Raw genomic sequence first — 23,655 nt, forward strand, 5'->3', positions numbered from 1 at the left:
GGGCCGCGGCGTACGGTCGGATCATGCGCATTGTCATCGCTGGAGGACATGGCCGGATCGCGCTGCGGCTGGAGCGGTTGCTCGCCGAGCGCGGTGACGAGGTGGCGGGGATGATCCGCCGTCCCGGGCAGGCGGGAGACCTGCTGGCGGCGGGCGCCGAGCCCGTCGTGTGTGATCTGGAGTCGGCGGGCGTGGCGGATGTCAGCCGCCACCTGGAGGGTGCCGACGCGGCCGTCTTCGCGGCCGGCGCGGGCCCCGGCAGCGGGTCCGCGCGCAAGGAGACCGTGGACCGGGCCGCCGCGGTCCTCTTCGCCGACGCGGCGGAGGCGGCGGGCGTACGGCGCTTCGTCGTCGTCTCGTCCATGGGCGCCGACCGCGAGCCGCCGGAGGGCACCGATCCGGTCTTCGCCGCCTATCTGCGGGCCAAGGGCGCCGCCGACGCGGACATCCGCTCCCGGGCCGGGCTCGACTGGACGATCCTCCGCCCGGGCCGGCTGACGGACGAGCCCGGCACGGGCCGGGTCGCGCTGTCGGCGGGCTCCACGGGCCGGGGCGACGTGGCCCGGGACGACGTGGCGGCCGTGCTGGCGGCGCTGCTCTCCGAGGACGAGCGGGGGGCCGTGGGGCTGACGCTGGAGCTGATCGGCGGCGACACGCCGGTGGCGGAGGCCGTGCGGGGGCTCGCGGGGCAGCCGGGATAGCGGCGGGGGGCCCGAAACGAAAGAAGCCCCTGATCCGAAGATCAGGGGCCTCATTCCGTGGCGGCGCCAGGATTCGAACCTGGGTAGGCTAAGCCGACGGATTTACAGTCCGCTCCCATTGGCCACTCGGGCACACCGCCATGGGTCGTCACCTCGGTCGCTCTTTCGAGCACTCCGTGGCAACGACGTAAACAATACCCGATGACCTGGGGTGCTCCGCCACTCGGTTCACAGCCCCTCGTTCGGGCCCCGGGTGACTAGGCTTGCCACGCGGCCCCCGGGCCGCGACCCCTGACGGATCTACGCACGAGGAGCCAACTCAATATGGCCGACTCCAGTTTCGACATCGTCTCGAAGGTCGAGCGGCAGGAGGTCGACAACGCCCTCAACCAGGCCGCCAAGGAGATCTCGACGCGCTACGACTTCAAGGGCGTCGGCGCCTCGATCGCCTGGTCGGGCGAGAAGATCGAGATGCGTGCCAACTCCGAGGAGCGCGTGAAGGCCGTTCTCGACATCTTCGAGACCAAGCTGGTCAAGCGCGGCATCTCCCTGAAGTCCCTGGACGCGGGCGAGCCGCAGTCGTCCGGCAAGGAATACAAGCTCTTCGCCTCCATCGAGGAGGGCATCTCCCAGGAGAACGCGAAGAAGGTCGCGAAGATCATCCGCGATGAGGGCCCCAAGGGCGTCAAGGCCCAGGTCCAGGGCGAAGAGCTCCGCGTCTCCTCCAAGAGCCGCGACGACCTCCAGACCATCATCGCCCTCCTCAAGGGCAAGGACCTGGACTTCGCGATCCAGTTCGTGAACTACCGCTAGTTCCTGAACTACCGCTGGCCACACCGAAAGGGGTGCGTCGGGAGCGGCTTCACCGCCGCTCCTGACGCACCCCTTTCGTCTGTCGCTCGGCCTCCGGTGGACGGCTATCGCGTCGCGAACGGGCGGTCCGTCGGCACGATCTCGCGCCCCAGGGGCATCAGCGAGATCGGGATCAGCTTGAAGTTCGCGATGCCCAGCGGGATACCGATGATCGTGCAGCACATGGCGATGCCGGTGACGATGTGCCCGAGGGCGAGCCACCACCCGGCGAAGACGAACCAGATCACGTTGCCGATCAACGACCCCGCCCCGGCGTCCCGCCGCTCGACGGTCGTCCGACCGAACGGCCACAGGGCGTAGCCGGCGATCCGCAGGGAGGCGATGCCGAACGGAATCGTGACAATGAGGACGCAGCAGATCAGACCCGCCACGACATAGCCGAGCGCCATCCAGAAGCCACAGAGCACCAACCAGATGACATTAAGGATGAACTTCATAACAGCAGCCTTCCACTGGACCGACCCGACAGCCACTGAGACGTCGGCGGGCCGGTCCATAGTTGCTGCCTGACCTGGTGCTCTACCCCGAGAAACCCCCTAGGGGTCGACGCCGGGCCGCAGGCTCCCGCGCTCCCCGAACACAGGGCCGCTGGATCGATACAGCGCACCCCACACGACGTCGGCTTCGTCACGTCCGCCCTCGGTAAGTAGGCGCCTCCGGCGATGACTTCGGGTGGGCCCGGGTCCTTTCCGGGCCCGCCTTCGTTCGCGGCCCGTCACGCCGGGATGTCCTCCAGCGGCCTGCTGTACAGCGCCGCGCCCATGGGGGAGCCCTCACCGGTGACGTGGGCGCGGATGGCGGCGATGTAGTCGCCACGGCCTACGCGGCCGACGCCGTCGGCGTCCAGGGCCGCGAACGCCGCTTCGGCGTTGGCGGCCGGGTTGTTCAGCGCGGTGCGCAGGGCGGTGAACTGGGAGAAATCGAGGGTGCCGTCCTGGTCGGCGTCGGCGAGGTCGAAGAGGGCGCCGAGGATGGGTGCGCAGACGGTGTCGAACGCCTCGGCGCCGGCCCAGGCCGCGTATTCGTCGAAGGTCATCCTTCCGTCGCCGTCGGCGTCCATCGACGCCCACGCCTTCCGGCCGAGCGTGCGCGCGGTGACGGCGAGCGGGTCGTCCTCCTCGCGGCCCGTGGCCAGCGCCACGTTCCTGGCACGCGCCAGGTATTCGTCCTCGGAGACGATTCCGTCCCCGTCCGCGTCCAGCATGGCGAAGACGAGTCTTTGCGCGGCTGTCTGGTCCATCGGGAGCCTTTCCGCTGGGGCTGTTCGGCCGAGAGTGCTGTATTCCGGTTCGGCTGTCCTACCCCCCGGCTTGAGGATCAAGGCCGCCGTCCGGAGTGCGCGGTGCACACCCCCGCGCACGGTGCGGGACGTGCGCCGGGCGCCAACTACCCGTCCGGCGCAGCCCAGCGCGCCGTGGGGTCCGGGGCGTGGTCATGTGGCTGGACCGGACGCACCACGCGGACGTACGCACGGAACGGACGACAGGACGAGGAGTCGGAGCCCCATGCACACGTACCGAATCGCAGGTCTGGCGGTCGCGGCGGTGGCGGTCGTCGCCGTCAGCGCGCCCAGCAGCGCCCGCGCCGCCGCTCCTGCCACTCCCGTCGACATCGACATCCTGGGGTGCGTCACCGGGGGCGGCTGGCCCGGCTACCCTGGCGACGACGACGGGCTCGGAGTCCTCGACGACGACAACAACTCGATGGTGTGCCAGGGAGGTTCGCACAATGGCGAGCCGATCAGCCTGGCCAGCGGGCGGGGCGACCGGCCGTCGTCGGGGCACCGGCCGCCCGGTGGTCACCGGCCGACCAACGGTCATCTGCCGGGCCTGAGCGACCGGCCGACCAGTGGGCGCCCGCCGGCCCACGGCGACCGGCCGACCAACAGCCACCTCCCCGGCCTCAGCGACCGGCCGTCCGGCGGTCACCACCGGCACTGAGCGAGTACCGCGCCCCGTAAGGGGCGCGGGGAACTGCGCGACCAGCCCCCACCGGCCCGCAGCGACCGGACGGCGCTCTGGGCCGGTCAGGCGCGCGGGCCCGCCATCTGCTCCAGCCGCGCGATGCGCTCCCGCATGGGCGGGTGTGTCGAGAAGAGCTTCGACATGCCCTCGCCCGGGCGGAACGGGTTCGCGATCATCATGTGGCTCGCCGTCTCCAGGCGGGGCTCCGGCGGCAGGGGCAGCCGCTGGGTGCCGATCTCCAGCTTGCGGAGGGCGGCGGCCAGGGCCAGGGGGTCGCCGGTGAGACGGGCGCCGGAGGCGTCGGCCTCGTACTCGCGGGAGCGGCTGACGGCGAGCTGGATGAGGGAGGCGGCGACGGGGCCCAGGATCATAATCATGATCATGCCGACGAGGCCGGGGCCCTCGTCGTCGTCGGAGCGCCCGATGGGGATCAGCCAGGCGAAGTTGACCAGGAACATCACCACCGAGGCGAGGGCTCCGGCCACCGACGAGATGAGGATGTCGCGGTTGTAGACATGGCTGAGCTCATGGCCGATGACGCCGCGCAGCTCGCGCTCGTCCAGCAGGCGCATGATGCCCTCGGTGCAACAGACGGCGGCGTTGCGCGGGTTGCGTCCGGTGGCGAAGGCGTTGGGGGCCTCGGTCGGGGAGATGTAGAGCCGGGGCATCGGCTGGCGGGCGGCCGTGGAGAGTTCGCGGACCATGCGGTAGAGCTGCGGGGCCTCGAACTCGCTGACGGGCCGGGCCCGCATCGCGCGCAGGGCGAGCTTGTCGCTGTTCCAGTAGGCGTAGGCGTTGGTGCCGAGGGCCACCAGGACCGCGACGATCAGGCCGCCGCGCCCGAACATGCTGCCGATGACGATGATGAGCGCGGACAGGCCCCCGAGGAGCAGGGCCGTCCTGAGCCCGTTGTGCCGGCGGTGCACGGTACGCCCTCCAAATGGTGCGGCAGGGGAACCCTTGAACCAGTGGAACCTTTCGAACTGGTCAACGCCAGACGAGGGCCGCTAGTTCCCTTGTGCACCCCCGCAGGGACCGCGGGGGGCCGCTGGGGGCCGCGCCATTCGGGTGAAAAAGCGGTGATACCGCTACAGGAGTGCCTGCGAGGCGAAGCGCAGGACGAGCTGGGGCGCGCCGGAGAGGGCCACTCCGATGGCCGTGGCCAGGGCGATGGCCGCGCCGAGGGTGGCCGGAACACGCACCGCCGGTTCGGCCGTCGCTCCGGACGGCAGCGTTTCCCCGGCTTCCTCGCGGCCGCCCTTGAAGAGGACCGCTGTCCACTGGAGGTAGTAGTACAGCGCGATCACGACGTTGACGGCCATGACGACCGCCAGCCAGCCCAGCCCCGCGTCGACGGCCGCCGAGAAGACGGTGACCTTGGCGAAGAGCCCGATGACGCCCGGCGGCAGGCCGGCGAGGCACAGCAGGAAGAAGGCGTGCGCGAGGGCGGCGAGCGGGTTGCGGGCGGACAGGCCGCGGTAGTCGGTGATCCGGTTGTCCGGGCGGGTGCGGGCCACGAGGGCGGCGACCGCGAAGGCGCCGAGGTTCACTGCCGCGTACATCAGGGCGTACGCGACGGTGGAGCCGATGGCCCGCGAGGGGTCGTCGGTGTAGCCGGCGGCGGCGAGCGGGACGAGCAGGTAGCCCGCCTGGCCGACGGAGGACCAGGCCAGCAGGCGTACCGCGCTGTGCTTCCGGTCGGGGCGCTGGCGCAGCGCGGCGACGTTGCCGGCGGTCATGGTGAGCGCGGCGAGCACGGCCAGGGCGGGGCCCCAGACGTCGGCGTACGACGGGAAGGCGACGACCGTCACCAGGGCGATTCCGGTGAAGCCGACCGCCTTGCCGACCACCGACAGGTACGCGGCGATGGGCAGCGGCGCGCCCACGTAGGTGTCGGGCACCCAGAAGTGGAAGGGGACGGCGGCGGTCTTGAAGGCGAAGCCGACGAGGGTCAGGGCGACGCCGGCCTGGGCGAGGACGGCCAGGCGCGGGTCGACGTGGCCGAGGCCGTCGGCGATCTCCGTGAGGTGGAGGGTGCCGGTGGCGGCGTAGAGGAAGGACACGCCGAGGAGGGTGACGGCGGTGGCGGTCACGGAGGACAGGAAGAACTTCAGTGCCGCCTCGGAGGAGCGGCGGTCGCCGCGGCGCAGGCCGACGAGGGCGAAGGCGGGCAGCGAGGCCACTTCCAGGGCGACGACGAGGGTGGCCAGGTCGCGGGAGGCGGGCAGCAGCGCGGCGCCGGCGGCCGACGACAGCAGCAGGAACCAGTACTCCCCCGCGGGAAGTTTGGAATCGGCGATCGCGCCAACGGACAGCAGGCCCGTCAGCAGGGCGCCGCCCAGCACCAGCAGCTGGATGACGAGGGTGAAGTGGTCCGCCGTGTAGCTGCACGCCGTGACGGCGACGTCGGGTCCGGTGAGGCAGAAGGTCGAGCGGTCGCCGCGCAGGAGCGGGAGGAGGGAGAGCCCGGCCAGGACGAGACCGCCGAGGGCGATCCGGCCGAGGAGGGGTTTGCGGTCCTCCGGGAGGAAGAGGTCGACGACGAGGACGACCAGCGCCACGGCGGCCGTGACGGTGGGCGGGGCGATGGCGAGCCAGTCGACGGACTGGACCAGGGAGCCCATCAGTTGCCTCCTGCGAGGAGCTGCTGAACGGCCGGGTCGGTGAGGCCGAGGAGGGCCGCGGGCCAGAGTCCGGCGAGGACGGTGAGGGCGACGAGCGGGGACCAGGCGGCGAGCTCGTGGCGCCGGACGTCGGCGAGGGCCGGGCCGTCGGGCATCAGGCCCGCCTTCTCGGCCGCCGGGTCCACCTCGCCGCCCATGCACACGCGGCGCACGACGACCAGCAGGTAGGCGGCGGTGAGCAGGGTGCCGAGGCCGGCCAGGGCCATGAAGACGAGGAACGCGGGGCGGCTGAGCCCGTCGGCGGGGCGGAAGGAGCCGAACATCGCCAGCATCTCGCCCCAGAACCCGGCGAGTCCGGGGAGGCCGAGGGAGGCCACGGCGCCGAAGGCCAGCAGGCCGCCGAGGCGCGGGGCGCGGCCGTAGAGCGCGGCACCGGTGGTGCCGGCGAGGCTGTCGAGGTCGCTGGTGCCGTAGCGGTCCTTGATGGCGCCGACGAGGAAGAAGAGGAGGCCGGTGATGAGGCCGTGGGCGACGTTGGCGAAGAGGGCGCCGTTGACCCCGGTGGGGGTGAGGGTGGCGATGCCCAGGAGGACGAAGCCCATGTGGCCGACGGACGAGTAGGCGATCAGGCGCTTGAGGTCGCCCTTGCCGCCCCTGCGGGCCAGGGCGATGCAGACCAGGGAGCCGTAGACGATGCCGACGGCCGCGAAGGCGCCGAGGTAGGGCGCGAAGGTGTGGGCGCCGTCCGGGGCCACCGGCAGGACGATGCGCACGAACCCGTAGGTGCCCATCTTCAGCAGGACGCCCGCGAGGAGCACCGAGCCGACGGTGGGGGCGGCGGTGTGGGCGTCGGGCAGCCAGCTGTGGAGGGGCCACATGGGGGCCTTGACGGCCAGTCCGACGCCGATGGCCAGAACCGCGATGACCTGCGTGGTGTGGCTGAGCGAGGACCCGTTGTCAGTGGCGAGTGCCACCATGTCGAACGTGCCGCCGTCCAGACCGACGAGGAGGAGGCCCAGCAGCATCACGACCGAGCCGAGCACCGTGTAGAGGATGAAGCGCCAGGCGGCGCGCTCCCGGCCCTCGCCGCCCCAGCGGGCGATGAGGAAGTACATCGGGATGAGCACCGTCTCGAAGGCCAGGAAGAACAGCATCAGGTCGAGGACGGCGAAGGTCGCGAGGGTGCCGGTCTCGAGCACGAGGAGCAGCGCGACGAATGCCTTGGGGGACGGGCCCACAGGCATCTTGAAGTAGCTGTACAGCGCGCAGAGGAAGGTCAGCAGCGCGGTCAGGACGAGGAGGGGGAGCGAGATGCCGTCGACGCCGAGGTGGATCCGGATGCCGAGGGCGGGGATCCAGGGGAGGTCGGTGGTCGCCTGCATCCGGGCCGGGTGGTCGTGGTCGAAGCCGGCGGCGAGGGCGATGGACAGCGCGAGGACGACGCCCGTGACGGTGACGCCGTGGCGGAGCACGGCCTGCTCGGGGCTCTTGCCCTTGAGGCCGGGCGGGGCGGGGAGCAGGGCGGCGACGGCTCCCAGCAGGGGGAGGACGACGATCGCGGCGAGGAGGAGCTGCATGACGGTGTGACTCATGGATCAGGCTCCGGTGGCGACGAGGACGGCGGTGACGGCCAGGACGACGGAGCCGGCGAGCAGGGCGCCGAGGTAGGTCTGCACATTGCCGGTCTGGGCGCGGCGGACGGCCGCGCCGAGCAGCCCGGGCGCGGTGGCGGCACCGCGCACGTACGCGTCGACGACCTCGCGGTCGAGGAAGCGGGCGAGGCGGGCGGCGGCGCGGGTGGGCCGGACGAACAGCGTGGAGTACACGGCGTCGAGGTGGAATCCGGTGGCGGCGTGCCGGTGGAGGGGGCCGAGGAGCAGCCTGCCGGGGTCGCCGGGGTCGGGGGCGGCGGCGATGGTGCCGTACACGGGCTCGTGGCTGTCGATGGCCTCGATCTCGGAGACGGCGGGGGACGCGTCCGGGTCGGCGGCCACGGCGCCCAGGGGGGTGCGGGCGGCGAGCGCGGCGGTGCGGCGCCAGGCCGCGTACATGACGAGCGCGCCGGCGACGGCGCAGCCGGTGGAGAGGACGGAGGTGGTGAGGCCGGGGGTGAGCGAGCGGCCGTCGAACCAGTCGGGCAGCTTCCAGGCGGCCAGACCCAGGGCGGCGGTGGGCACGAACAGGACCCACAGCACGCCGTTCATGGCGACGGGCTCGCGGCCGTGGTCGGGGGCCTCGGCGCCCTTGCCGTGGAAGGCGAGCAGCCACAGGCGGGTGACGTAGCCGGCGGTGAGGACGGCGGTGACCAGGCCCGCGATCAGGACGATCCAGCCGGCCGGGCCGGCCGCGGCGGCGGGGATGCCGTGGGCGCCGCCGGTGGCGGCGTGCTCGGCGGCGCCGAGGACGGCCTCCTTGGAGAAGAAGCCGCTGAACGGGGGGATCGCGGCGAGCGCCAGGAGGGCGACGGTCATCGTCCAGTAGGCGTCGGGGATCCGCTTGGCCAGGCCGTTCATCCGGGCCATGGCGGCCAGCGAGTTGGTGCCGGCGGCGTGGATGATCACGCCTGCCCCGAGGAAGAGGAGGGCCTTGAACGCGCCGTGGGAGATGAGGTGGAAGACGGCCGCGCCGCGGTCGCCGACGGCCAGGGCGCCGGTCATGTAGCCGAGCTGGCCGACGGTGGAGTAGGCGAGGACGCGCTTGATGTCGTCCTGGGCGAGCGCGGCGAGGGCCGAGCCGACCATGGTGACCGCGGCCATCACGGCGAGGACGACCAGGGCCGCCGCCGAGGCGGCGAAGACGGGGAGGAGCCGGGCGACGAGGTAGACACCGGCCGCGACCATCGTCGCGGCGTGGATCAGCGCGGAGACGGGCGTCGGGCCGGCCATCGCGTCGGGCAGCCAGGTGTGGAGGGGGAACTGCGCGGACTTGCCCGCGACGCCCGCCAGGAGCAGCAGCGCGACGAGGGTGGGGTGGTCCAGTCCGCCGGAGGCGGCGGTGGCGATGATGCCGTTGATCCGGAACGTGCCGGCGTCGGCGGCCAGCGCGAAGATCCCGATCAGGAAGGGGACGTCGCCGAGCTTGGTGACCAGGAAGGCCTTGAGGGAGGCGGACCGGGCCGCCTCGGTCTCCCAGTAGTGGCCGACGAGGAAGTACGAGCAGATGCCCATGATCTCCCAGCCGACCAGCAGCACCATCAGGTCGCCGGTGTAGACGACGAGGAGCATCGCGGCGGTGAAGAGGGAGACGAGGGCCGCGTAGGAGGGGTAGCGGGGGTCGTCGCGCAGATAGGCGGTCGAGTACAGCTGGACGCAGGCGGCCACGACCCCGACGAGCACGGCCACGAGCACGGCGAAGCCGTCGAGGTGGAGGGCGAGGTCGACCGGCACGGAGCCGGTCGGGGTGAGCCGGGTGGCGGCGTCGAGGGCCGCTCCGCCGCCCTGCCGGCAGGCGACGACGATCGCGAGCACGGCGGCGGCGAGCGTCGGCAGCACGGCGAGCGGGCGGACGAGACCGGGGGCGCGGCGGCCCGTCAGGAAGCCGGCGAGGGCTCCGAGGAAGGGCAGCAGGGGGACGAGGACGGCGGTGGTCGTGGTGCTCACGCGGCGGCCTCGGCCTTCTCCTCGCGGTGCTCATGGTCGGTGTCGGGGTCGGGGGCGTCCTCGGCGAGGTCGCGGAGCCGGTCGACGTCGGCGGTGCCGCGGTTGCGGTGGACCTGGAGGACGATCGCCAGGCCGATGCCGATCTCGGCGGCGGCGATGGCGATGGTGAAGAGGGTGAGCGCCTGGCCGGCGTGGAGCGTGTCGCGCAGCCACACGTCGAAGGCGACGAGGTTGAGGTTGACGGCGTTGAGCATCAGCTCGACGGACATCAGGACCAGGATCGCGTTGCGCCGGGCGAGGACGCCGTAGAGGCCCACGCAGAAGAGGAGGGCGGCGAGGACGGCGGGGTAGACGAGGTGCATCAGCGCTCTTCCTCCTTTTTCCTTCGGGAGAGGACGATCGCGCCGACGAGCGCGGCGAGCAGCAGGACGGACAGCGCCTCGAAGGGCAGCACCCAGTGCCGGAAGAGGATCTCGCCGGAGACCTTCGTGCTGCCCTGCGGCGCGCCGTCCAGGTCGATCCAGGTGGTGCGGAAGGCGTCCACGACCACCCAGACGAGGGCGGCCGCAGCGGCTCCGGCGACCCCGAGGGCGACCCACCGGTTGCCGGAGTCGGCGTCCGGGGAGCGGCCGATGGGGGCCCTGGTGAGCATGAGCCCGAAGAGAAGGAGGACCACGACGGAACCGACGTAGATCAGCACCTGCACCCAGGCGATGAACTCCGCCGTCAGCAGCAGGTACTCCACGGCGAGCCCGCCGAGCGCCACGACCAGCCAGAGCGCGGCGTGCACCAGCTGCCGGGTGGTGACGGTGACGACGGCCGCGCCGAGGGTGACGAGGCCGACGAGGAGGAAGACGATCTCGACACCGGAGGTGGAGAGGAAGCCGCGCGAGACGTGCTCGGCGGCGAGCGCGCTCATGGCGGTGCCGGTCACGCTTCTCCCTCCTTCTCCTGCTGCTCCAGTTGGGCTGCCAGTTTCTCGGCCGTCTTGCGGGCCGCCGCGATCTCCTTGGGCTCCTCGGCCGCCGGGTCGAGCGCGGGCGGCTCGGGCACGGTCCACATCCACTCGCGCAGCTTGTCGCGCTCGTGGGTGAGCTCGTGGATGTCCGTCTCGGCGTACTCGAACTCCGGCGACCAGAACAGCGCGTCGAAGGGGCACACCTCGATGCAGATGCCGCAGTACATGCACAGCGCGAAGTCGATCGCGAAGCGGTCGAGGACGTTCCGGCTGCGCTCGCGGCCGCCCGGGGCGGCCGGGGGCACGGTCTCCTTGTGGGAGTCGATGTAGATGCACCAGTCCGGGCACTCGCGGGCGCACAGCATGCAGACCGTGCAGTTCTCCTCGAACAGCCCGATGACGCCGCGCGTGCGGGGCGGCAGCTCGGGCTGGGCGTCCGGGTACTGCGCGGTGATCGAGCGCCGGGTCATGGTGCGGAGGGTGACGGCGAGGCCCTTGGCCAGGCCGGAGCCGGGGATGCCCATGGTTACTGGATCACCACCTTGACGACGCCGGTGAGGGCGATCTGCGCGAGGGCGAGCGGGATGAGGACGGTCCAGGCCAGCTTCTGGAGCTGGTCCTCGCGCAACCGCGGATAGGTCACGCGGAGCCAGATCACGACGAAGGCGAGGACGAGGGTCTTGATCAGCGTCCACAGCCAGCCCAGGCCGTCGGCCCCGAACGGGCCGTGCCAGCCGCCGAGGAACAGCACGGTCGTTAGACCGCACAGCACGACGATGCCCGCGTACTCGGCGAGCAGGAACATCGCGAACCGCAGACCGGTGTACTCGGTGTACGCACCGAAGATGATCTCCGAGTCGGCGACCGGCATGTCGAACGGCGGACGCTGGAGCTCGGCCAGGCCGGCCGTGAAGAACACGACGCCGCCGACGATCTGCCACGGCACCCACCACCAGTGGAAGGCGTCGACGATCCCCGGCAGCGACACGGTGCCCGCCGCCATGGCGACGGACGCCGCCGCGAGGAGCATCGGCAGCTCGTACGCGAGCAGCTGCGCGGCGGTGCGCAGGCCCCCGAGCAGCGAGAACTTGTTGGCCGACGCCCAGCCGGCCATCAGCGACCCCAGGACGCCGACGCCCATCACGGCGAGCACGAAGAAGATGCCCGCGTCGACGGCCTGCCCGACGGCGTTGCCCGGACCGACCGGGATCGCGAGCAGCACGAGGAGGTACGGCAGCAGCGCCACGGCGGGCGCGAGCTGGAAGATCCGCCGGTCCGCGTCGGCCGGGACGACGTCCTCCTTCTGCGCGAACTTCACCCCGTCCGCGACGAGCTGCGCCCAGCCGTGGAAACCACCGGCGTACATGGGGCCGAGGCGGCCCTGCATGTGGGCCATCACCTTGTGCTCGGTCTGACCGATGACCAGGGGCAGCACGACGAAGCAGACGAAGACGGCGAGGAGACGCAGCACGACGTCGAGAGTGTCGCTGCTCATGCGGGGTCGCCTCCGGCGGGGTTCTGATCGTTCTCGGGCCCGCGCGATTCGCCTGCGGCGGGCTTCCGGGTGACGGGCTCGCCTGTACGGGGTTCACCTGCGGCGGGCTCAGCGGGGCGTGCGGCCTCGTCCGTGCGGGGTTCGCCTGCGGCGGGCTCACCGGGTGCGGGCTTGCCCGTGCCGGGTTCGCCTGCGGCGGGCTCGTCCGTGCCGGGGGCTCCGGGTGCGGGCTTGCCCGTGCGGGCCGGTGCCTCGGCTTCGGGTGCCGGTGCGTTCGGCACCGCCGGGCTGCGGTCCTCTGGCTGAGCGCCGTCGCGGCGGGGTTCGCCCGCGGCGGGCTCGGCCGGGGATTCCGGGGCCGTGGTGTCCGTCGGCGCTTCGTCGAAGGCCGGGCGGGCGTGGTGCCAGGGGGCATCCGAGGAGCGGGGGGCCGGGCGGGGGCGGGTGGGCTCACCGGCGGCGTCCTGCTGCTGGCTCGCGGAACCGTCGGCGGCGCTGCGCGTACGGCGAGGTGCCGCCTCCGCACCCGCCTGGCTCGCCGAACCGTCGGCAGCGCTACGGGTACGACGGGGCGCAGCCTCCGCGCCCCCCGCCTGGCTCGCCGAGCCTTCGGCCGCGCTCCGCGCGCGGCGCGGGGCCGGGGCCGCGCCCTCGGCGGCCTGGCTCGCCGAGCCGTCCGCCACGCTGCGGGTACGCCGAGGCGCGGCCTCCGCACCCGCCTGGCTCGCCGAGCCCTCCGCCACGCTCCGCGCGCGGCGGACCGGGCGCTCCGCGCCCGCGCCCGCCCCGGCGGCTGCCGCGCGAGGGGTGCGGGCCGGGCGGGCGGGGGCCGGGGGGAGCTGGCCCTTGAGGGGGCCCCATTCGTTGGGGTCGGGGACTCCAGGGGGAAGCATCTGACGGCGCTTGGGGCCGCCTTCCGCCGCCTCGCCGGGCTCCTTCGCGCCCGGCCATGCCTTCACCACGCGGGCCGCGAGGACGAAGTCCTTGCGCAGCGGGTGGCCCTCGAAGCCCTCGGGCAACAGGAGCGGCACGAGGTGGGGGTGGCCCGGGAAGTCGATGCCGAACATCTCGTGGGTCTCGCGCTCGTGCCACGCCGCGCCCGCGTAGACGCCCACCGCGCTGGGCAGCGCGGGGGCCTCGTGCGGCACGGTCGTGCGCAGGAGCAGCCGGCGCGTCGTACCGCCCGCGCCCTGCGGCAGCGCCGCCACGTGCGCGCAGACGCGGAAGCCCGTGCCGGGCTCGTCGACGGCGCTCAGCCAGTCGAAGAACGTGCAGCCGAGCTGGTCGCGCGCGGTCCGCAGCGCGGTCAGCCACTCCCCCGCCGGGACGTCGACCGTCAGCAGGTCGTACGCCTCCTCGGCGGTCGCGTCCGCGCCGAAGAGGTCCGTCACGGCACCCGGGAGCCAGGCAACGGGCTCGGTCATCGGTCCGTCTCCTCGGAAGCCGACGCGGCAGCCCCCGCGGGAGGGGGCGGCGGCGGGGTCACCAGGCCGCTGCGCAGGGCCGCCGTGGACGCCCGCCCCCCGCCGGAGGCGTAGCGCTCGTCCAGCGACTCCTTGGCGATCTTCTCCTGGAGCTTGATGATCCCCTGGAGCAGCGCCTCCGGCCGCGGCGGGCAGCCCGGCACGTACACGTCCACGGGGATGATCTGGTCGACGCCCTTGGTCACCGAGTACGAGTCCCAGTAGGGCCCGCCGCAGTTGGAGCAGGCGCCGAAGGAGATCACGTACTTGGGCTCGGGCATCTGCTCGTACAGCCGCTTCACGGCCGGGGCCATCTTGTCCGTGACCGTGCCCGAGACGATCATGAGGTCGGCCTGGCGCGGGCCGGGCGCGAAGGGGATCACGCCCAGGCGGATGAAGTCGTGCCGCGCCATGGACGCCGCGATGAACTCGATCGCGCAGCAGGCGAGCCCGAAGTTGAAGACCCACAGGCTGTAGCGGCGGCCCCAGTTCAGGACGACCTTCATGGGCTCGGGGCCAGGCGCGCCAGCGGGCCGAGCCGGCGGGGCTCGGGCAGGTCGACCGGGGGTGTCACGTCCATTCCAGGACGCCCTTCTTCCATGCGTACAACAGGCCCACGGCGAGGAAGCCGAGGAAGACGAACATCTCCACGAGCGTCGCCCCGCCGAAGCCCGGCGCGGCGAACACCGTGGCCCAGGGGAACAGGAAGATCGAGTCCACCGCGAAGATCACGTACAGGAACGCATAGACGTAGTAGCGGACCTGTGTGTGCGCCCAGCCCTCGCCGACGGGGTCCACGCCGCACTCGTACGTGAGCAGCTTCTCGGGCGTCGGCACCACCGGTCGCAGCAGCCGTCCGGCCCCGAAGGCCACGGCCACGAAGAGCACGCCGATGACGGCGAGCAGTCCGACGACCGAATAGGCGTGGAAGTAGTCCGCCGCGAGCTGGACATCGGCGCCACTGGTGCGCACGGTCGCCTCCGGCACGTCCGCCCCTCGCTCCCTGTCCTGTTTGTTCGACGATCTGTACGCACGCGAGTCTAGGCCCTGTGGCGCCCGGGACGATCCGCCCCGGCGGGCGTGGGGTGGGGTTATCCCCACCCCACGGCACCCACGGCCCCCATGGCGGCAGCGGTCCTGACCAGGGCACGCTTGCCGTATGACCGCCCGTATCCACACCCGTTCCCACGCCGTCCCGGTCGCCGCCGAGGACGACGACCGGCTGCCTCCCGCGCGCTTCGCCTTCGGCTCCGCGACGTGGAAGGAGGTCGCGCACCTCCACCTCAATCTGCTGGAGGGGATCCTCGGCTTCGTCTACGTCTCCCTGTGGCTCTACGCGGGCGCGCTGCTGTCGGTGACGGTCGTCGGGCTGCCGCTGCTGGCGGCCGGCCTGATGGGCGCGCGGGTGCTGGGCAGGGCCGAGCGGTGGCGGGCGCGGGTGCTGCTGGGCGTGCGGATCGACGAGCCGAGCCCGCTCCCCCGGCACCGTGCCCGCGGTTTCCTCAGCCGGATGTGGATGACGCTGAAGGATCCGGTGGCCTGGCGGAGCACGCTGTACGCGTTCATACGACTGCCATGGGGTGTTCTCACGTTCGCCATCGCGCTGACGTCCCTGTTCGTCGCGTGGCCGGTGCTGGGCACATCGCGCGGGGGCTGACCAATGTGGACCGGGCGATGGTGCGCGGGCTGCTGTCGCCGTCGAGCGAGCTGGAGCGGCGGATCGCCGAGCTGGAGGAGGACCGGGGCGTGGTCGTGGACACGGCCGCCGCCGACCTCCGCCGTATCGAGCGCGATCTCCACGACGGCGCCCAGGCCCGTCTCGTCGCCCTGGCCATGGGGCTCGGCCTGGCGAAGGAGCGGCTGCTGGAGGACCCGGAGGCGGGCGCGCGGATGGTCGACGAGGCGCACGGCGAGGTGAAGCTCGCCCTCCAGGAGCTGCGCGACCTCGCGCGCGGCATCCACCCCGCGATCCTCACCGACCGCGGCCTGGGTCCGGCGCTGACGTCGGTGGCCGGGCGCTGCACGGTGCCGGTGAACGTGGCCGTGGACCTGGAGTCCCGTCCGGCGCCCGCGATCGAGGGCATCGCCTACTTCACCGTCTCCGAGCTGCTGCAGAACATCAGCAAGCACAGCGGGGCCCGGACGGCGGAGGTCGAGCTGTGGCGCGCGGCGGACCGGCTGCTGATCCGGGTCTGCGACGACGGGCGGGGCGGCGCCTCGACCGCCCGGGGCAGCGGGCTGGCCGGGCTCGCCGAGCGGCTGGGCTCGGTGGACGGGCTGTTCGTCGTGGACTCCCCCGCCGGCGGCCCGACGGTCGTCACGGCCGAGCTGCCCTGGCGGAGCCGTACGGACGGTGGCACGGGCGACCGTCCCGGCGGCCGTCCCTAGCCGGGGGGTGGGGCTTTCCCCACCCCGAGGACACCCACCCGCCTCATGGTCCCCGGCCGCCCGCCGGGAGAGCCTGGACGGGACAGGACACAGGCTCACGAAACCAGCACGAGGACAGGACGACATGGCCATCGACCACGCGACCGGACGACCCCACCGGGTCCCCGCCGTGCTGCGCGCCCCGCTGGAGGGCCGCACCTGGCGGGAGTTCCTCCACCTGCTGACAAGCCTTCCCATAGCGATCGTCGCCTTCGCGCTCGCCGTCACCCTGACCGCGGCGAGCGTCGGCACGCTGGTCACCTTCGTCGGGGTGCCGCTGCTGGCCGCCACCCTCGCCGCCGCGCGCGGGCTGGGCGTCCTGGAGCGGGCGCGGGCCCGGGGGCTGCTGCGGCTGGAGATCGCCGAGCCCGAGCCGGTCCGGGTCCGGGTCCGGCGACGCGACGGACGCGGCGCCGGCCCGATGGCGTGGGTGGGCGCACTGCTCAAGAGCGGTACGTCCTGGCGCCACCTGCTCTACGCGGTCGTGCACTTCCCGTGGGCGCTGTTCACGTTCGTCCTGTCGCTGGTGCTGTGGTCGGTCAGCTGGGTCCTCTTCCTGTACCCGGCCTGGCAGTGGACGCAGCCGACATACGCGCACCAGCCGGGTATCCAGCTCTACGGCGATTCCGACGGCCGGGCCTTCTACCTCGACAGCCCCTTCGAGATCGCCCTCGTCTGCGCCATCGGCCTTCTCCTCGTGCTGTTCACGCCGTGGGTGATCCGGGGCCTGGCGCACGTGGACCGGCTGCTGGTGCGCGGGCTGCTGGGTCCGTCGCGGCTGGCGGAGCGCGTCTGGGAGCTGGAGGAGGACCGGGGCGTGGTCGTGGACACCGCCTCCGCCGACCTCCGCCGCATCGAGCGCGACCTCCACGACGGCGCCCAGGCCCGGCTCGTCTCCCTCGCCATGGAGCTGGGCCTGGCGAAGGAGCTGGTGGAACGGGACCCGGAGAAGGCCGCCCGCATGGTCGACGAGGCCCACGGCGAGGTGAAGCTCGCCCTCCAGGAGCTGCGCGACCTCGCCCGCGGCATCCACCCCGCGATCCTCACCGACCGCGGCCTCGGCCCCGCGCTCGCCTCGCTGGCCGGCCGCTGCACCGTGCCGGTGGCGACCGAGGTGGACCTGGACTCCCGTCCGGCGCCCGCCATCGAGGGCATCGCCTACTTCACCGTCTCCGAGCTCCTCCAGAACGTGAGCAAGCACAGCCGGGCGCGCTCCGCCCAGGTGGACGTCTGGCGCTCGGGCGACCGGCTGATGCTGCGGGTCGGGGACGACGGGCGCGGCGGCGCCGGGACCACGAGCGGCAGCGGCCTGGCGGGGCTCGCCGAGCGGCTGGGCTCGGTGGACGGGCTCCTGGTCGTCGACTCGCCCGTCGGCGGCCCCACGACCGTCACCGCCGAGCTCCCCTGGCGCGCCCGGGGCTAGCGCCCCGGCGCGCACCCCGCGTCGGCCGCCCCGGCCGCGCGCCGCACGCTCCGCCCCCGGATGCTGCGATGCTGACGCAGTACGAACCACGTCGGCAGCAACGCCAGGGGGCAGGAGAAAACGTGATCGCGGACGACAGGGTGCGGGTGGTCATCGCCGAGGACTCGGTGCTGCTCAGGGAGGGCCTGACCCGGCTGCTCACCGATCTGGGGCACGACGTCGTGGCGGGCGTGGGCGACGCGGAGGGGCTGCTGAAGACGATCGCCGAGCTCTCCGCCGCCGACGCCCTCCCCGATGTGGTCGTCGCGGACGTCCGGATGCCCCCGACCCACACCGACGAGGGCGTCCGCGCGGCGGTGCGGCTGCGCCGCGACCACCCGGAGCTGGGGGTGCTGGTCTTCTCGCAGTACGTCGAGGAGCAGTACGCCACCGAGCTGCTGGCCGGCAGCACGCGGGGCGTCGGCTATCTGCTGAAGGACCGGGTCGCCGAGGTCCGCGAGTTCGTGGACGCGGTCGTCCGTGTCGCGCGTGGCGGGACCGCGCTGGACCCCGAGGTCGTCGCCCAGCTGCTGGGCCGCAGCCGCAAGCAGGACGTGCTCGCCGGGCTCACCCCGCGCGAGCGGGAGGTCCTCGGCCTGATGGCCGAGGGCCGGACGAACTCGGCCATCGCCAAGCAGCTCGTGGTCAGCGACGGCGCGGTGGAGAAGCACGTCAGCAACATCTTCCTGAAGCTGGGCCTCTCCCCGAGCGAGGGCGACCACCGCCGGGTGCTGGCGGTCCTCACGTACCTGCGGTCCTGACAGTCCGAAGGGCCCGGGGAACGGCGAGCGGATCTACCGGAGCGTTACCGTCCGCTGTTGATTCGTTGATCCCCTCGGGGAAGGCTGCCCTTGCCCACGTACGATGGCCGTGGGATCGCCGGTCGGCGCCATCGTCCGGCCGGCGCCGCCACGAGGGAGGTCCGAAGCAGTGACCAGCCAGGTCAGCAGCCCGGCCGAAGAGGCCGCATCAGACGGTCCGGGCGGCGAGGCCGACGCCCGTGAACGCCTCGCCGGACAGCGCGGCCCGACCGAAGGCCCGGACGGCGCCAAGGAAGTACGCCGGCTGGACCGGGTGATCATCCGGTTCGCGGGTGACTCGGGTGACGGCATGCAGCTCACCGGGGACCGGTTCACCTCGGAGACGGCGTCGTTCGGCAACGACCTTTCCACCCTGCCGAACTTCCCCGCCGAGATCCGGGCCCCCGCCGGCACCCTTCCGGGCGTGTCCTCGTTCCAGCTGCACTTCGCCGACCACGACATCCTCACCCCCGGTGACGCGCCGAACGTCCTGGTCGCGATGAACCCGGCCGCGCTGAAGGCCAACATCGCGGACGTGCCCCACGGCGCGGAGATCATCGTCAACACGGACGAGTTCACCAAGCGCCCCATGGCGAAGGTGGGTTACGACAGCAACCCGCTCGAGGACGGCTCGCTGGACGCCTACAACGTCCATCCGGTGCCGCTGACGACGCTGACCATCGAGGCGCTCAAGGAGTACGGCCTCTCCCGCAAGGAGGCGGAGCGCAGCAAGAACATGTTCGCGCTCGGCCTGTTGTCGTGGATGTACCACCGGCCGACGGAGAGCACCGAGGCGTTCCTGCGGAAGAAGTTCGCCAGGAAGCCTCAGATCGCGGAGGCGAACGTCACCGCGTTCCGGGCGGGCTGGAACTTCGGTGAGACGACGGAGGACTTCGCGGTCTCCTACGAGGTCGCGCCCGCCACGGCGGCCTTCCCGCCGGGCACCTACCGCAACATCTCCGGCAACCTCGCGCTGTCCTACGGTCTGATCGCCGCGGCCCGTCAGGCGGACCTGCCGCTCTACCTGGGCTCGTACCCGATCACCCCGGCCTCGGACATCCTCCACGAGCTGTCGAAGCACAAGAACTTCGGCGTGCGCACCTTCCAGGCCGAGGACGAGATCGCCGGGATCGGCGCGGCGCTGGGCGCGGCGTTCGGCGGCGCGCTCGCCGTGACCACCACCTCCGGCCCGGGTGTGGCCCTGAAGTCGGAGACGATCGGTCTGGCCGTCTCGCTCGAACTGCCGCTGCTGATCGTCGACATCCAGCGCGGCGGCCCCTCCACGGGGCTGCCCACCAAGACCGAGCAGGCCGATCTGCTGCAGGCGATGTACGGGCGCAACGGCGAGGCCCCCGTGCCGATCGTGGCCCCCCGGACGCCCGGCGACTGCTTCGCCGCCGCCCTGGACGCGGCCCGCATCGCGCTCGCCTACCGGACGCCGGTGTTCCTGCTGAGCGACGGCTATCTGGCCAACGGCTCCGAGCCCTGGCGGGTCCCCGAGCCGGACGAGCTGCCCGACCTGCGGGTGCAGTTCGCCTCCGGGCCCAACCACGAGCTGGCCGACGGCACCGAGGTGTTCTGGCCCTACAAGCGCGACCCGCACACCCTGGCCCGCCCCTGGGCCGTCCCGGGCACCCCGGGCCTGGAGCACCGCATCGGCGGCATCGAGAAGCAGGACGGCACGGGCAACATCTCCTACGACCCGGCCAACCACGACTTCATGGTCCGCACCCGCCAGGCCAAGGTCGACGGCGTCGACGTCCCCGACATCGAGGTGGACGACCCGTCGGGCGAGGCCCGCACGCTGGTCCTCGGCTGGGGCTCGACCTACGGCCCGATCACGGCGGCCGTACGGCGCGTACGGGCGGGCGGGGGCGCGGTGGCCCAGGCCCATCTGCGCCACCTCAACCCCTTCCCCGGGAATCTCGGCGAGGTCCTCGGGCGTTACGAGAAGGTGGTCGTACCGGAGATGAACCTCGGTCAGCTCGCCACGCTGCTGCGGGCGAGGTACCTCGTCGACATCCGCTCGTACACCCAGGTGAGCGGAATGCCGTTCAAGGCCGAGCAGCTCGCCACCGTGCTCAAGGAGGCCATCGATGACTGAGGCGCTGAAGCTGGTGCCCAAGGCCGAAGCCCGGCAGACGATGAAGGACTTCAAGTCCGACCAGGAGGTGCGCTGGTGCCCCGGCTGCGGTGACTACGCCATCCTCGCCGCCGTCCAGGGCTTCATGCCCGAGCTCGGGCTGGCGAAGGAGAACATCGTCTTCGTCTCCGGAATCGGCTGCTCCTCCCGCTTCCCGTACTACATGAACACCTACGGGATGCACTCCATCCACGGCCGCGCCCCGGCCATCGCCACGGGCCTGGCCACCTCGCGCCGCGATCTGTCGGTGTGGGTCGTCACGGGCGACGGCGACGCGCTGTCCATCGGCGGCAACCACCTGATCCACGCCCTGCGGCGGAACGTCAACCTGAAGATCCTGCTGTTCAACAACCGGATCTACGGGCTGACCAAGGGCCAGTACAGCCCGACCTCCGAGGTCGGCAAGATCACCAAGTCCACGCCCATGGGCTCCCTGGACGCGCCCTTCAACCCCGTGTCGCTGGCGCTCGGCGCGGAGGCGTCCTTCGTCGCCCGCACGGTCGACTCCGACCGCAAGCACCTCACGGAGGTCCTGCGGCAGGCCGCCGACCATCCGGGCACGGCGCTCGTGGAGATCTACCAGAACTGCAACATCTTCAACGACGGCGCCTTCGACGTCCTGAAAGACAAGCAGCAGGCCGAGGAAGCCGTCATCCGCCTCGAACACGGCGCGCCCATCCGCTTCGGCGTGGACGGCGAGAAGGGCGTGGTCCGGGATCCGGCGACGGGCGATCTGAAGGTCGTCGCGGTGACGCCGGAGAACGAGGCGTCCATCCTGGTCCACGACGCGCACAGCGCGTCCCCGACCACGGCCTTCGCGCTCTCGCGCCTCGCCGACCCCGACACGCTGCACCACACACCGATCGGCGTCTTCCGCAGCGTCGACCGGCCGGTCTACGACACGCTGATGGCCGAGCAGCTGGAGACCGCCGTCGAACAGAAGGGCAAGGGCGACCTGGCCGGCCTGCTCGGCGGGAACGACACCTGGACGGTGGTCGGGTAGGTCGCGCGAAACGGTCGTGCGAAACGCCGGACGGGCTGTTTTCGGCCCGTCCGGCGGGGCGTCTGACGCCCCGGCGGCTGGGCAGCCGCTCTCATATGAACATGGCCGAGCTCGAGCCCGAACCCGTCGTCCGCGACCGCCTCGCCTACCGACTGAAACGCGCGCTCCTCGGTCCGCCGCTGGTCACCGAGCGGCTCTCGCAGGAGAAGCTGTCCAACCCGATGGCGCTCGGCGTCCTCGCCTCCGACTGCATCTCGTCGACCGCGTACGGCACCGAGGAGATGCTGCGCATCCTCGTCCCCGTCGCCGGTGTCGCCGCGTTCACGCTGCTCATGCCCGTGACCGGCGCGATCCTGCTGGTGCTGCTGCTCCTGACGCTCTCCTACCGCGACGTCGTCTCCGTCTACACCCGCGCGGGCGGCTCGTACGTCGTCGCGCGCGAGAACTTCGGGCCGCGCGTCGCGCAGATCGCGGCCGTGGCGCTGCTCGTCGACTACATCGTCACCGTCGCCGTGCAGACCTCCGCCGGCACCGACGCCCTCATCTCCCTCGCCCACCTCACCGGTGACGGCTACACCGGCATCGACCACCTCAAGCTCCCCATCACGGCGGGAGTGGTGGTGCTGCTGATGTACGGGAATCTGCGCGGGGTGCGGGAGGCGGGGCGGGCGTTCGCCACGCCCGCGTACCTCTTCATGCTCGCCGTGGCGGCCCTGCTGGTGGTGGGGCTGCTGCGGGCGCTGGACGGCGGGCTGCCGCACGCGGACGTACGGGCCCACGGCGCGGTCCCGCTGGGCGAGAGCGGGCACGGCTGGCTGTACGGGGCGTCGCTCTTCATGGTGCTGCGCGCCTTCGCCAACGGCGGCTCCTCCCTGACCGGCCTGGAGGCCATCTCCAACGGCGTCTCCGCCTTCCGCCGCCCCCAGGGCGTCAACGCCCGGCGGACGCTCACCGCGATGAGCTGCGTCCTGGGCGTCATGGTCTTCGGCGTCTCCGCGCTCGCCCACTTCACCCACGCCGTCCCCTACACCGACGGCAACCCCACCGTCCTCGCCCAGGAGGCCCGCCTGGTCTTCGGCGGCGGCTGGGCGGGCACCGCCGGGCTCGTCTACGTCCAGCTCGCCACCGCGCTGATCCTCTACACGGGCGCCAACACGCCCTTCACCGGCTTCCCCTTCCTCGCCAGCTTCGTCGCCGAGGACCGCTTCCTGCCCCGGCAGCTGACGCGGCGCGGGCACCGGCTCGCCTTCTCCAACGGGATCATCTGCCTCACCGTCGTCTCCCTGGCGCTGCTGCTGGTGACGCGCGCCAGCGTCGACAAGCTCGTCGCGCTGTACGCCATCGGCGTCTTCACCGGCTTCACGATGGCGGGCGCCGGGATGACGGCCCACTACTGGCGGCGCCGCGAGTCCCTCTGGAAGACGGCGACGAACCTCGCCGCGGCGGTGGTCTCCGCCCTCGTCGTCGTGATCTTCGCGATCACCAAGTTCACCGAGGGCGCCTGGCTGGTCGTGGTGGTCTTCCCGCTCGGGGTGTGGGCGCTGATCCGGATCAACCGCCAGTACCGGGAGGAGGCCGCCGCCCTGGAGAACGTCCCCGCGTTCGTCTCGGACCGCCCCCACTGGCGGCGGCACGTCGTGCACGTCCTCGTCGACAGCCTCGACCTGGCCACGATCAAGGCCCTGCAGTACGCCCACGAGCTGCGCCCCAACGAGGTGCGCGCCCTCCACTTCGTCATCGACGAGCCCCGGGCGCGGCGGCTGGTGGCCCGCTGGGATCGTTCGTCCGGCACGACCGTCCCGCTGGAGCTCGTGGACTGCCCCGACCGGCGGCTGCGGCACGCCGTGGCCGGACTCGCCGCCCGGACGACGGCCGACGGCACGACAGCGCTGACCCTGCTCATCCCCCGCCGCACCTACTCCTCCCCGCTGGGACGGCTGCTGCACCGGGGCACGGCGGAGGAGATGGCCCGGGTTCTGGAGCAGCTGCCGAACGTCGCGGTGACGATCCTGCCCTTCCATGTCACCACCGCGATGCAACGTGTCCGCGCGGGGGGCGCACCACGACCGTAATGCGATACGGGCATGACAGTCCCGCGCGCCGGGGTCTACCGTCGCTAGGTCGCCGTCGCCGCACCCCAGGG

Annotated in this window: 20 protein-coding genes, 1 tRNA gene and 2 pseudogenes; 9 read left to right on the forward strand and 14 right to left on the reverse strand. The window is 72.4% G+C overall.

Translation table 11 applies throughout. The annotated features are described in order from the left end of the window. The first annotated feature begins 23 nt into the window (after positions 1–23). Entirely contained in the window at positions 24–701 is a 678-nt protein-coding gene (locus EKH77_RS14125; RefSeq protein WP_126914731.1) for an NAD(P)H-binding protein, read from the forward strand. A 58-nt stretch (positions 702–759) separates the two neighbouring features. On the opposite strand, the gene EKH77_RS14130 is transcribed toward EKH77_RS14125, so the two are convergent. Further along, a tRNA-Tyr gene (locus EKH77_RS14130) sits at positions 760–841 on the reverse strand. Between the two features lie 184 nt (positions 842–1,025). Between EKH77_RS14130 and EKH77_RS14135 the strand changes: the two genes are divergently transcribed. Continuing rightward, positions 1,026–1,514 (forward strand): YajQ family cyclic di-GMP-binding protein, encoded by a 489-nt coding sequence (locus EKH77_RS14135; protein WP_126914732.1) that lies wholly within the window; start codon positions 1,026–1,028, stop codon positions 1,512–1,514. 104 nt (positions 1,515–1,618) lie between these two features. Here EKH77_RS14135 and EKH77_RS14140 read toward each other — a convergent pair whose 3' ends face one another. Further along, entirely contained in the window at positions 1,619–2,011 is a 393-nt protein-coding gene (locus EKH77_RS14140) for a YccF domain-containing protein (RefSeq protein ID WP_126914733.1), read from the reverse strand. Positions 2,012–2,289: 278 nt separating this feature from the next. Then, entirely contained in the window at positions 2,290–2,814 is a 525-nt protein-coding gene (locus tag EKH77_RS14145; RefSeq protein ID WP_126914734.1) for an EF-hand domain-containing protein, read from the reverse strand. Positions 2,815–3,079: 265 nt separating this feature from the next. Between EKH77_RS14145 and EKH77_RS14150 the strand changes: the two genes are divergently transcribed. Then, positions 3,080–3,514 (forward strand): hypothetical protein, encoded by a 435-nt coding sequence (locus EKH77_RS14150; protein ID WP_126914735.1) that lies wholly within the window; start codon positions 3,080–3,082, stop codon positions 3,512–3,514. A gap of 86 nt (positions 3,515–3,600) precedes the next feature. Here EKH77_RS14150 and htpX read toward each other — a convergent pair whose 3' ends face one another. The 11 genes and pseudogenes from htpX to EKH77_RS14205 all read right to left on the reverse strand — a co-directional run bounded on the left by htpX (position 3,601) and on the right by EKH77_RS14205 (position 14,664). Then, complete coding sequence (gene htpX / locus EKH77_RS14155; RefSeq protein WP_126914736.1) at positions 3,601–4,464, reverse strand: zinc metalloprotease HtpX; 864 nt, start codon at positions 4,462–4,464, stop codon at positions 3,601–3,603. Positions 4,465–4,626: 162 nt separating this feature from the next. Next, positions 4,627–6,162, reverse strand: a complete 1,536-nt coding sequence (locus EKH77_RS14160) for an NADH-quinone oxidoreductase subunit N (protein ID WP_126914737.1) — start codon at positions 6,160–6,162, stop codon at positions 4,627–4,629. After that, positions 6,162–7,754, reverse strand: a complete 1,593-nt coding sequence (locus EKH77_RS14165; protein WP_126914738.1) for a complex I subunit 4 family protein — start codon at positions 7,752–7,754, stop codon at positions 6,162–6,164. Before EKH77_RS14165 ends, EKH77_RS14160 begins: the two co-directional genes overlap by 1 nt. 3 nt (positions 7,755–7,757) lie before the next feature. After that, on the reverse strand, positions 7,758–9,761 hold the full coding sequence (locus EKH77_RS14170) for an NADH-quinone oxidoreductase subunit 5 family protein (RefSeq protein ID WP_126914739.1): 2,004 nt from the start codon (positions 9,759–9,761) through the stop codon (positions 7,758–7,760). Beyond that, complete coding sequence (gene nuoK / locus EKH77_RS14175) at positions 9,758–10,123, reverse strand: NADH-quinone oxidoreductase subunit NuoK (protein WP_126914740.1); 366 nt, start codon at positions 10,121–10,123, stop codon at positions 9,758–9,760. Before nuoK ends, EKH77_RS14170 begins: the two co-directional genes overlap by 4 nt. Beyond that, entirely contained in the window at positions 10,123–10,680 is a 558-nt protein-coding gene (locus EKH77_RS14180) for an NADH-quinone oxidoreductase subunit J family protein (protein WP_126918065.1), read from the reverse strand. The genes nuoK and EKH77_RS14180 overlap by 1 nt, the downstream gene beginning before the upstream one ends. 11 nt (positions 10,681–10,691) lie before the next feature. After that, positions 10,692–11,243, reverse strand: coding sequence for a NuoI/complex I 23 kDa subunit family protein (locus EKH77_RS14185; protein ID WP_126914741.1), 552 nt, complete (start codon positions 11,241–11,243; stop codon positions 10,692–10,694). Positions 11,244–11,245: 2 nt separating this feature from the next. Then, on the reverse strand, positions 11,246–12,214 hold the full coding sequence (locus EKH77_RS14190) for a complex I subunit 1/NuoH family protein (protein ID WP_126914742.1): 969 nt from the start codon (positions 12,212–12,214) through the stop codon (positions 11,246–11,248). Beyond that, positions 12,211–13,638, reverse strand: a complete 1,428-nt coding sequence (locus EKH77_RS14195; RefSeq protein ID WP_126914743.1) for an NADH-quinone oxidoreductase subunit C — start codon at positions 13,636–13,638, stop codon at positions 12,211–12,213. The genes EKH77_RS14190 and EKH77_RS14195 overlap by 4 nt, the downstream gene beginning before the upstream one ends. Continuing rightward, positions 13,635–14,257: pseudogene (locus EKH77_RS14200) on the reverse strand (NADH-quinone oxidoreductase subunit B). The gene EKH77_RS14195 and the pseudogene EKH77_RS14200 overlap by 4 nt, the downstream one beginning before the upstream one ends. Further along, a complete protein-coding gene (locus EKH77_RS14205) occupies positions 14,248–14,664 on the reverse strand; it encodes an NADH-quinone oxidoreductase subunit A (RefSeq protein ID WP_126914744.1) in 417 nt (138 codons plus the stop codon). Before EKH77_RS14205 ends, EKH77_RS14200 begins: the two are co-directional and overlap by 10 nt. A gap of 172 nt (positions 14,665–14,836) precedes the next feature. Between EKH77_RS14205 and EKH77_RS14210 the strand changes: the two are divergent. From EKH77_RS14210 to EKH77_RS14235, 6 genes and pseudogenes are all read left to right on the forward strand, one after another. After that, positions 14,837–16,065 (forward strand): annotated as a pseudogene (locus tag EKH77_RS14210) (sensor histidine kinase). A 124-nt stretch (positions 16,066–16,189) separates the two neighbouring features. After that, positions 16,190–17,527, forward strand: a complete 1,338-nt coding sequence (locus EKH77_RS14215; protein WP_126914745.1) for a sensor histidine kinase — start codon at positions 16,190–16,192, stop codon at positions 17,525–17,527. A 140-nt stretch (positions 17,528–17,667) separates the two neighbouring features. After that, a complete protein-coding gene (locus EKH77_RS14220) occupies positions 17,668–18,327 on the forward strand; it encodes a response regulator transcription factor (RefSeq protein WP_126918066.1) in 660 nt (219 codons plus the stop codon). Between the two features lie 169 nt (positions 18,328–18,496). Further along, the gene (locus tag EKH77_RS14225; RefSeq protein ID WP_126914746.1) at positions 18,497–20,470 is read left to right on the forward strand and encodes a 2-oxoacid:acceptor oxidoreductase subunit alpha; all 1,974 of its coding nucleotides are present in this window, start codon (positions 18,497–18,499) and stop codon (positions 20,468–20,470) included. Continuing rightward, entirely contained in the window at positions 20,463–21,512 is a 1,050-nt protein-coding gene (locus tag EKH77_RS14230) for a 2-oxoacid:ferredoxin oxidoreductase subunit beta (RefSeq protein WP_126914747.1), read from the forward strand. Before EKH77_RS14225 ends, EKH77_RS14230 begins: the two co-directional genes overlap by 8 nt. 101 nt (positions 21,513–21,613) lie before the next feature. Continuing rightward, positions 21,614–23,584, forward strand: coding sequence for an APC family permease (locus tag EKH77_RS14235; protein WP_126914748.1), 1,971 nt, complete (start codon positions 21,614–21,616; stop codon positions 23,582–23,584). Positions 23,585–23,655 lie beyond the last annotated feature (71 nt).

This window comes from Streptomyces luteoverticillatus (assembly GCF_003970715.1).
GTDB lineage: Bacteria > Actinomycetota > Actinomycetes > Streptomycetales > Streptomycetaceae > Streptomyces > Streptomyces abikoensis.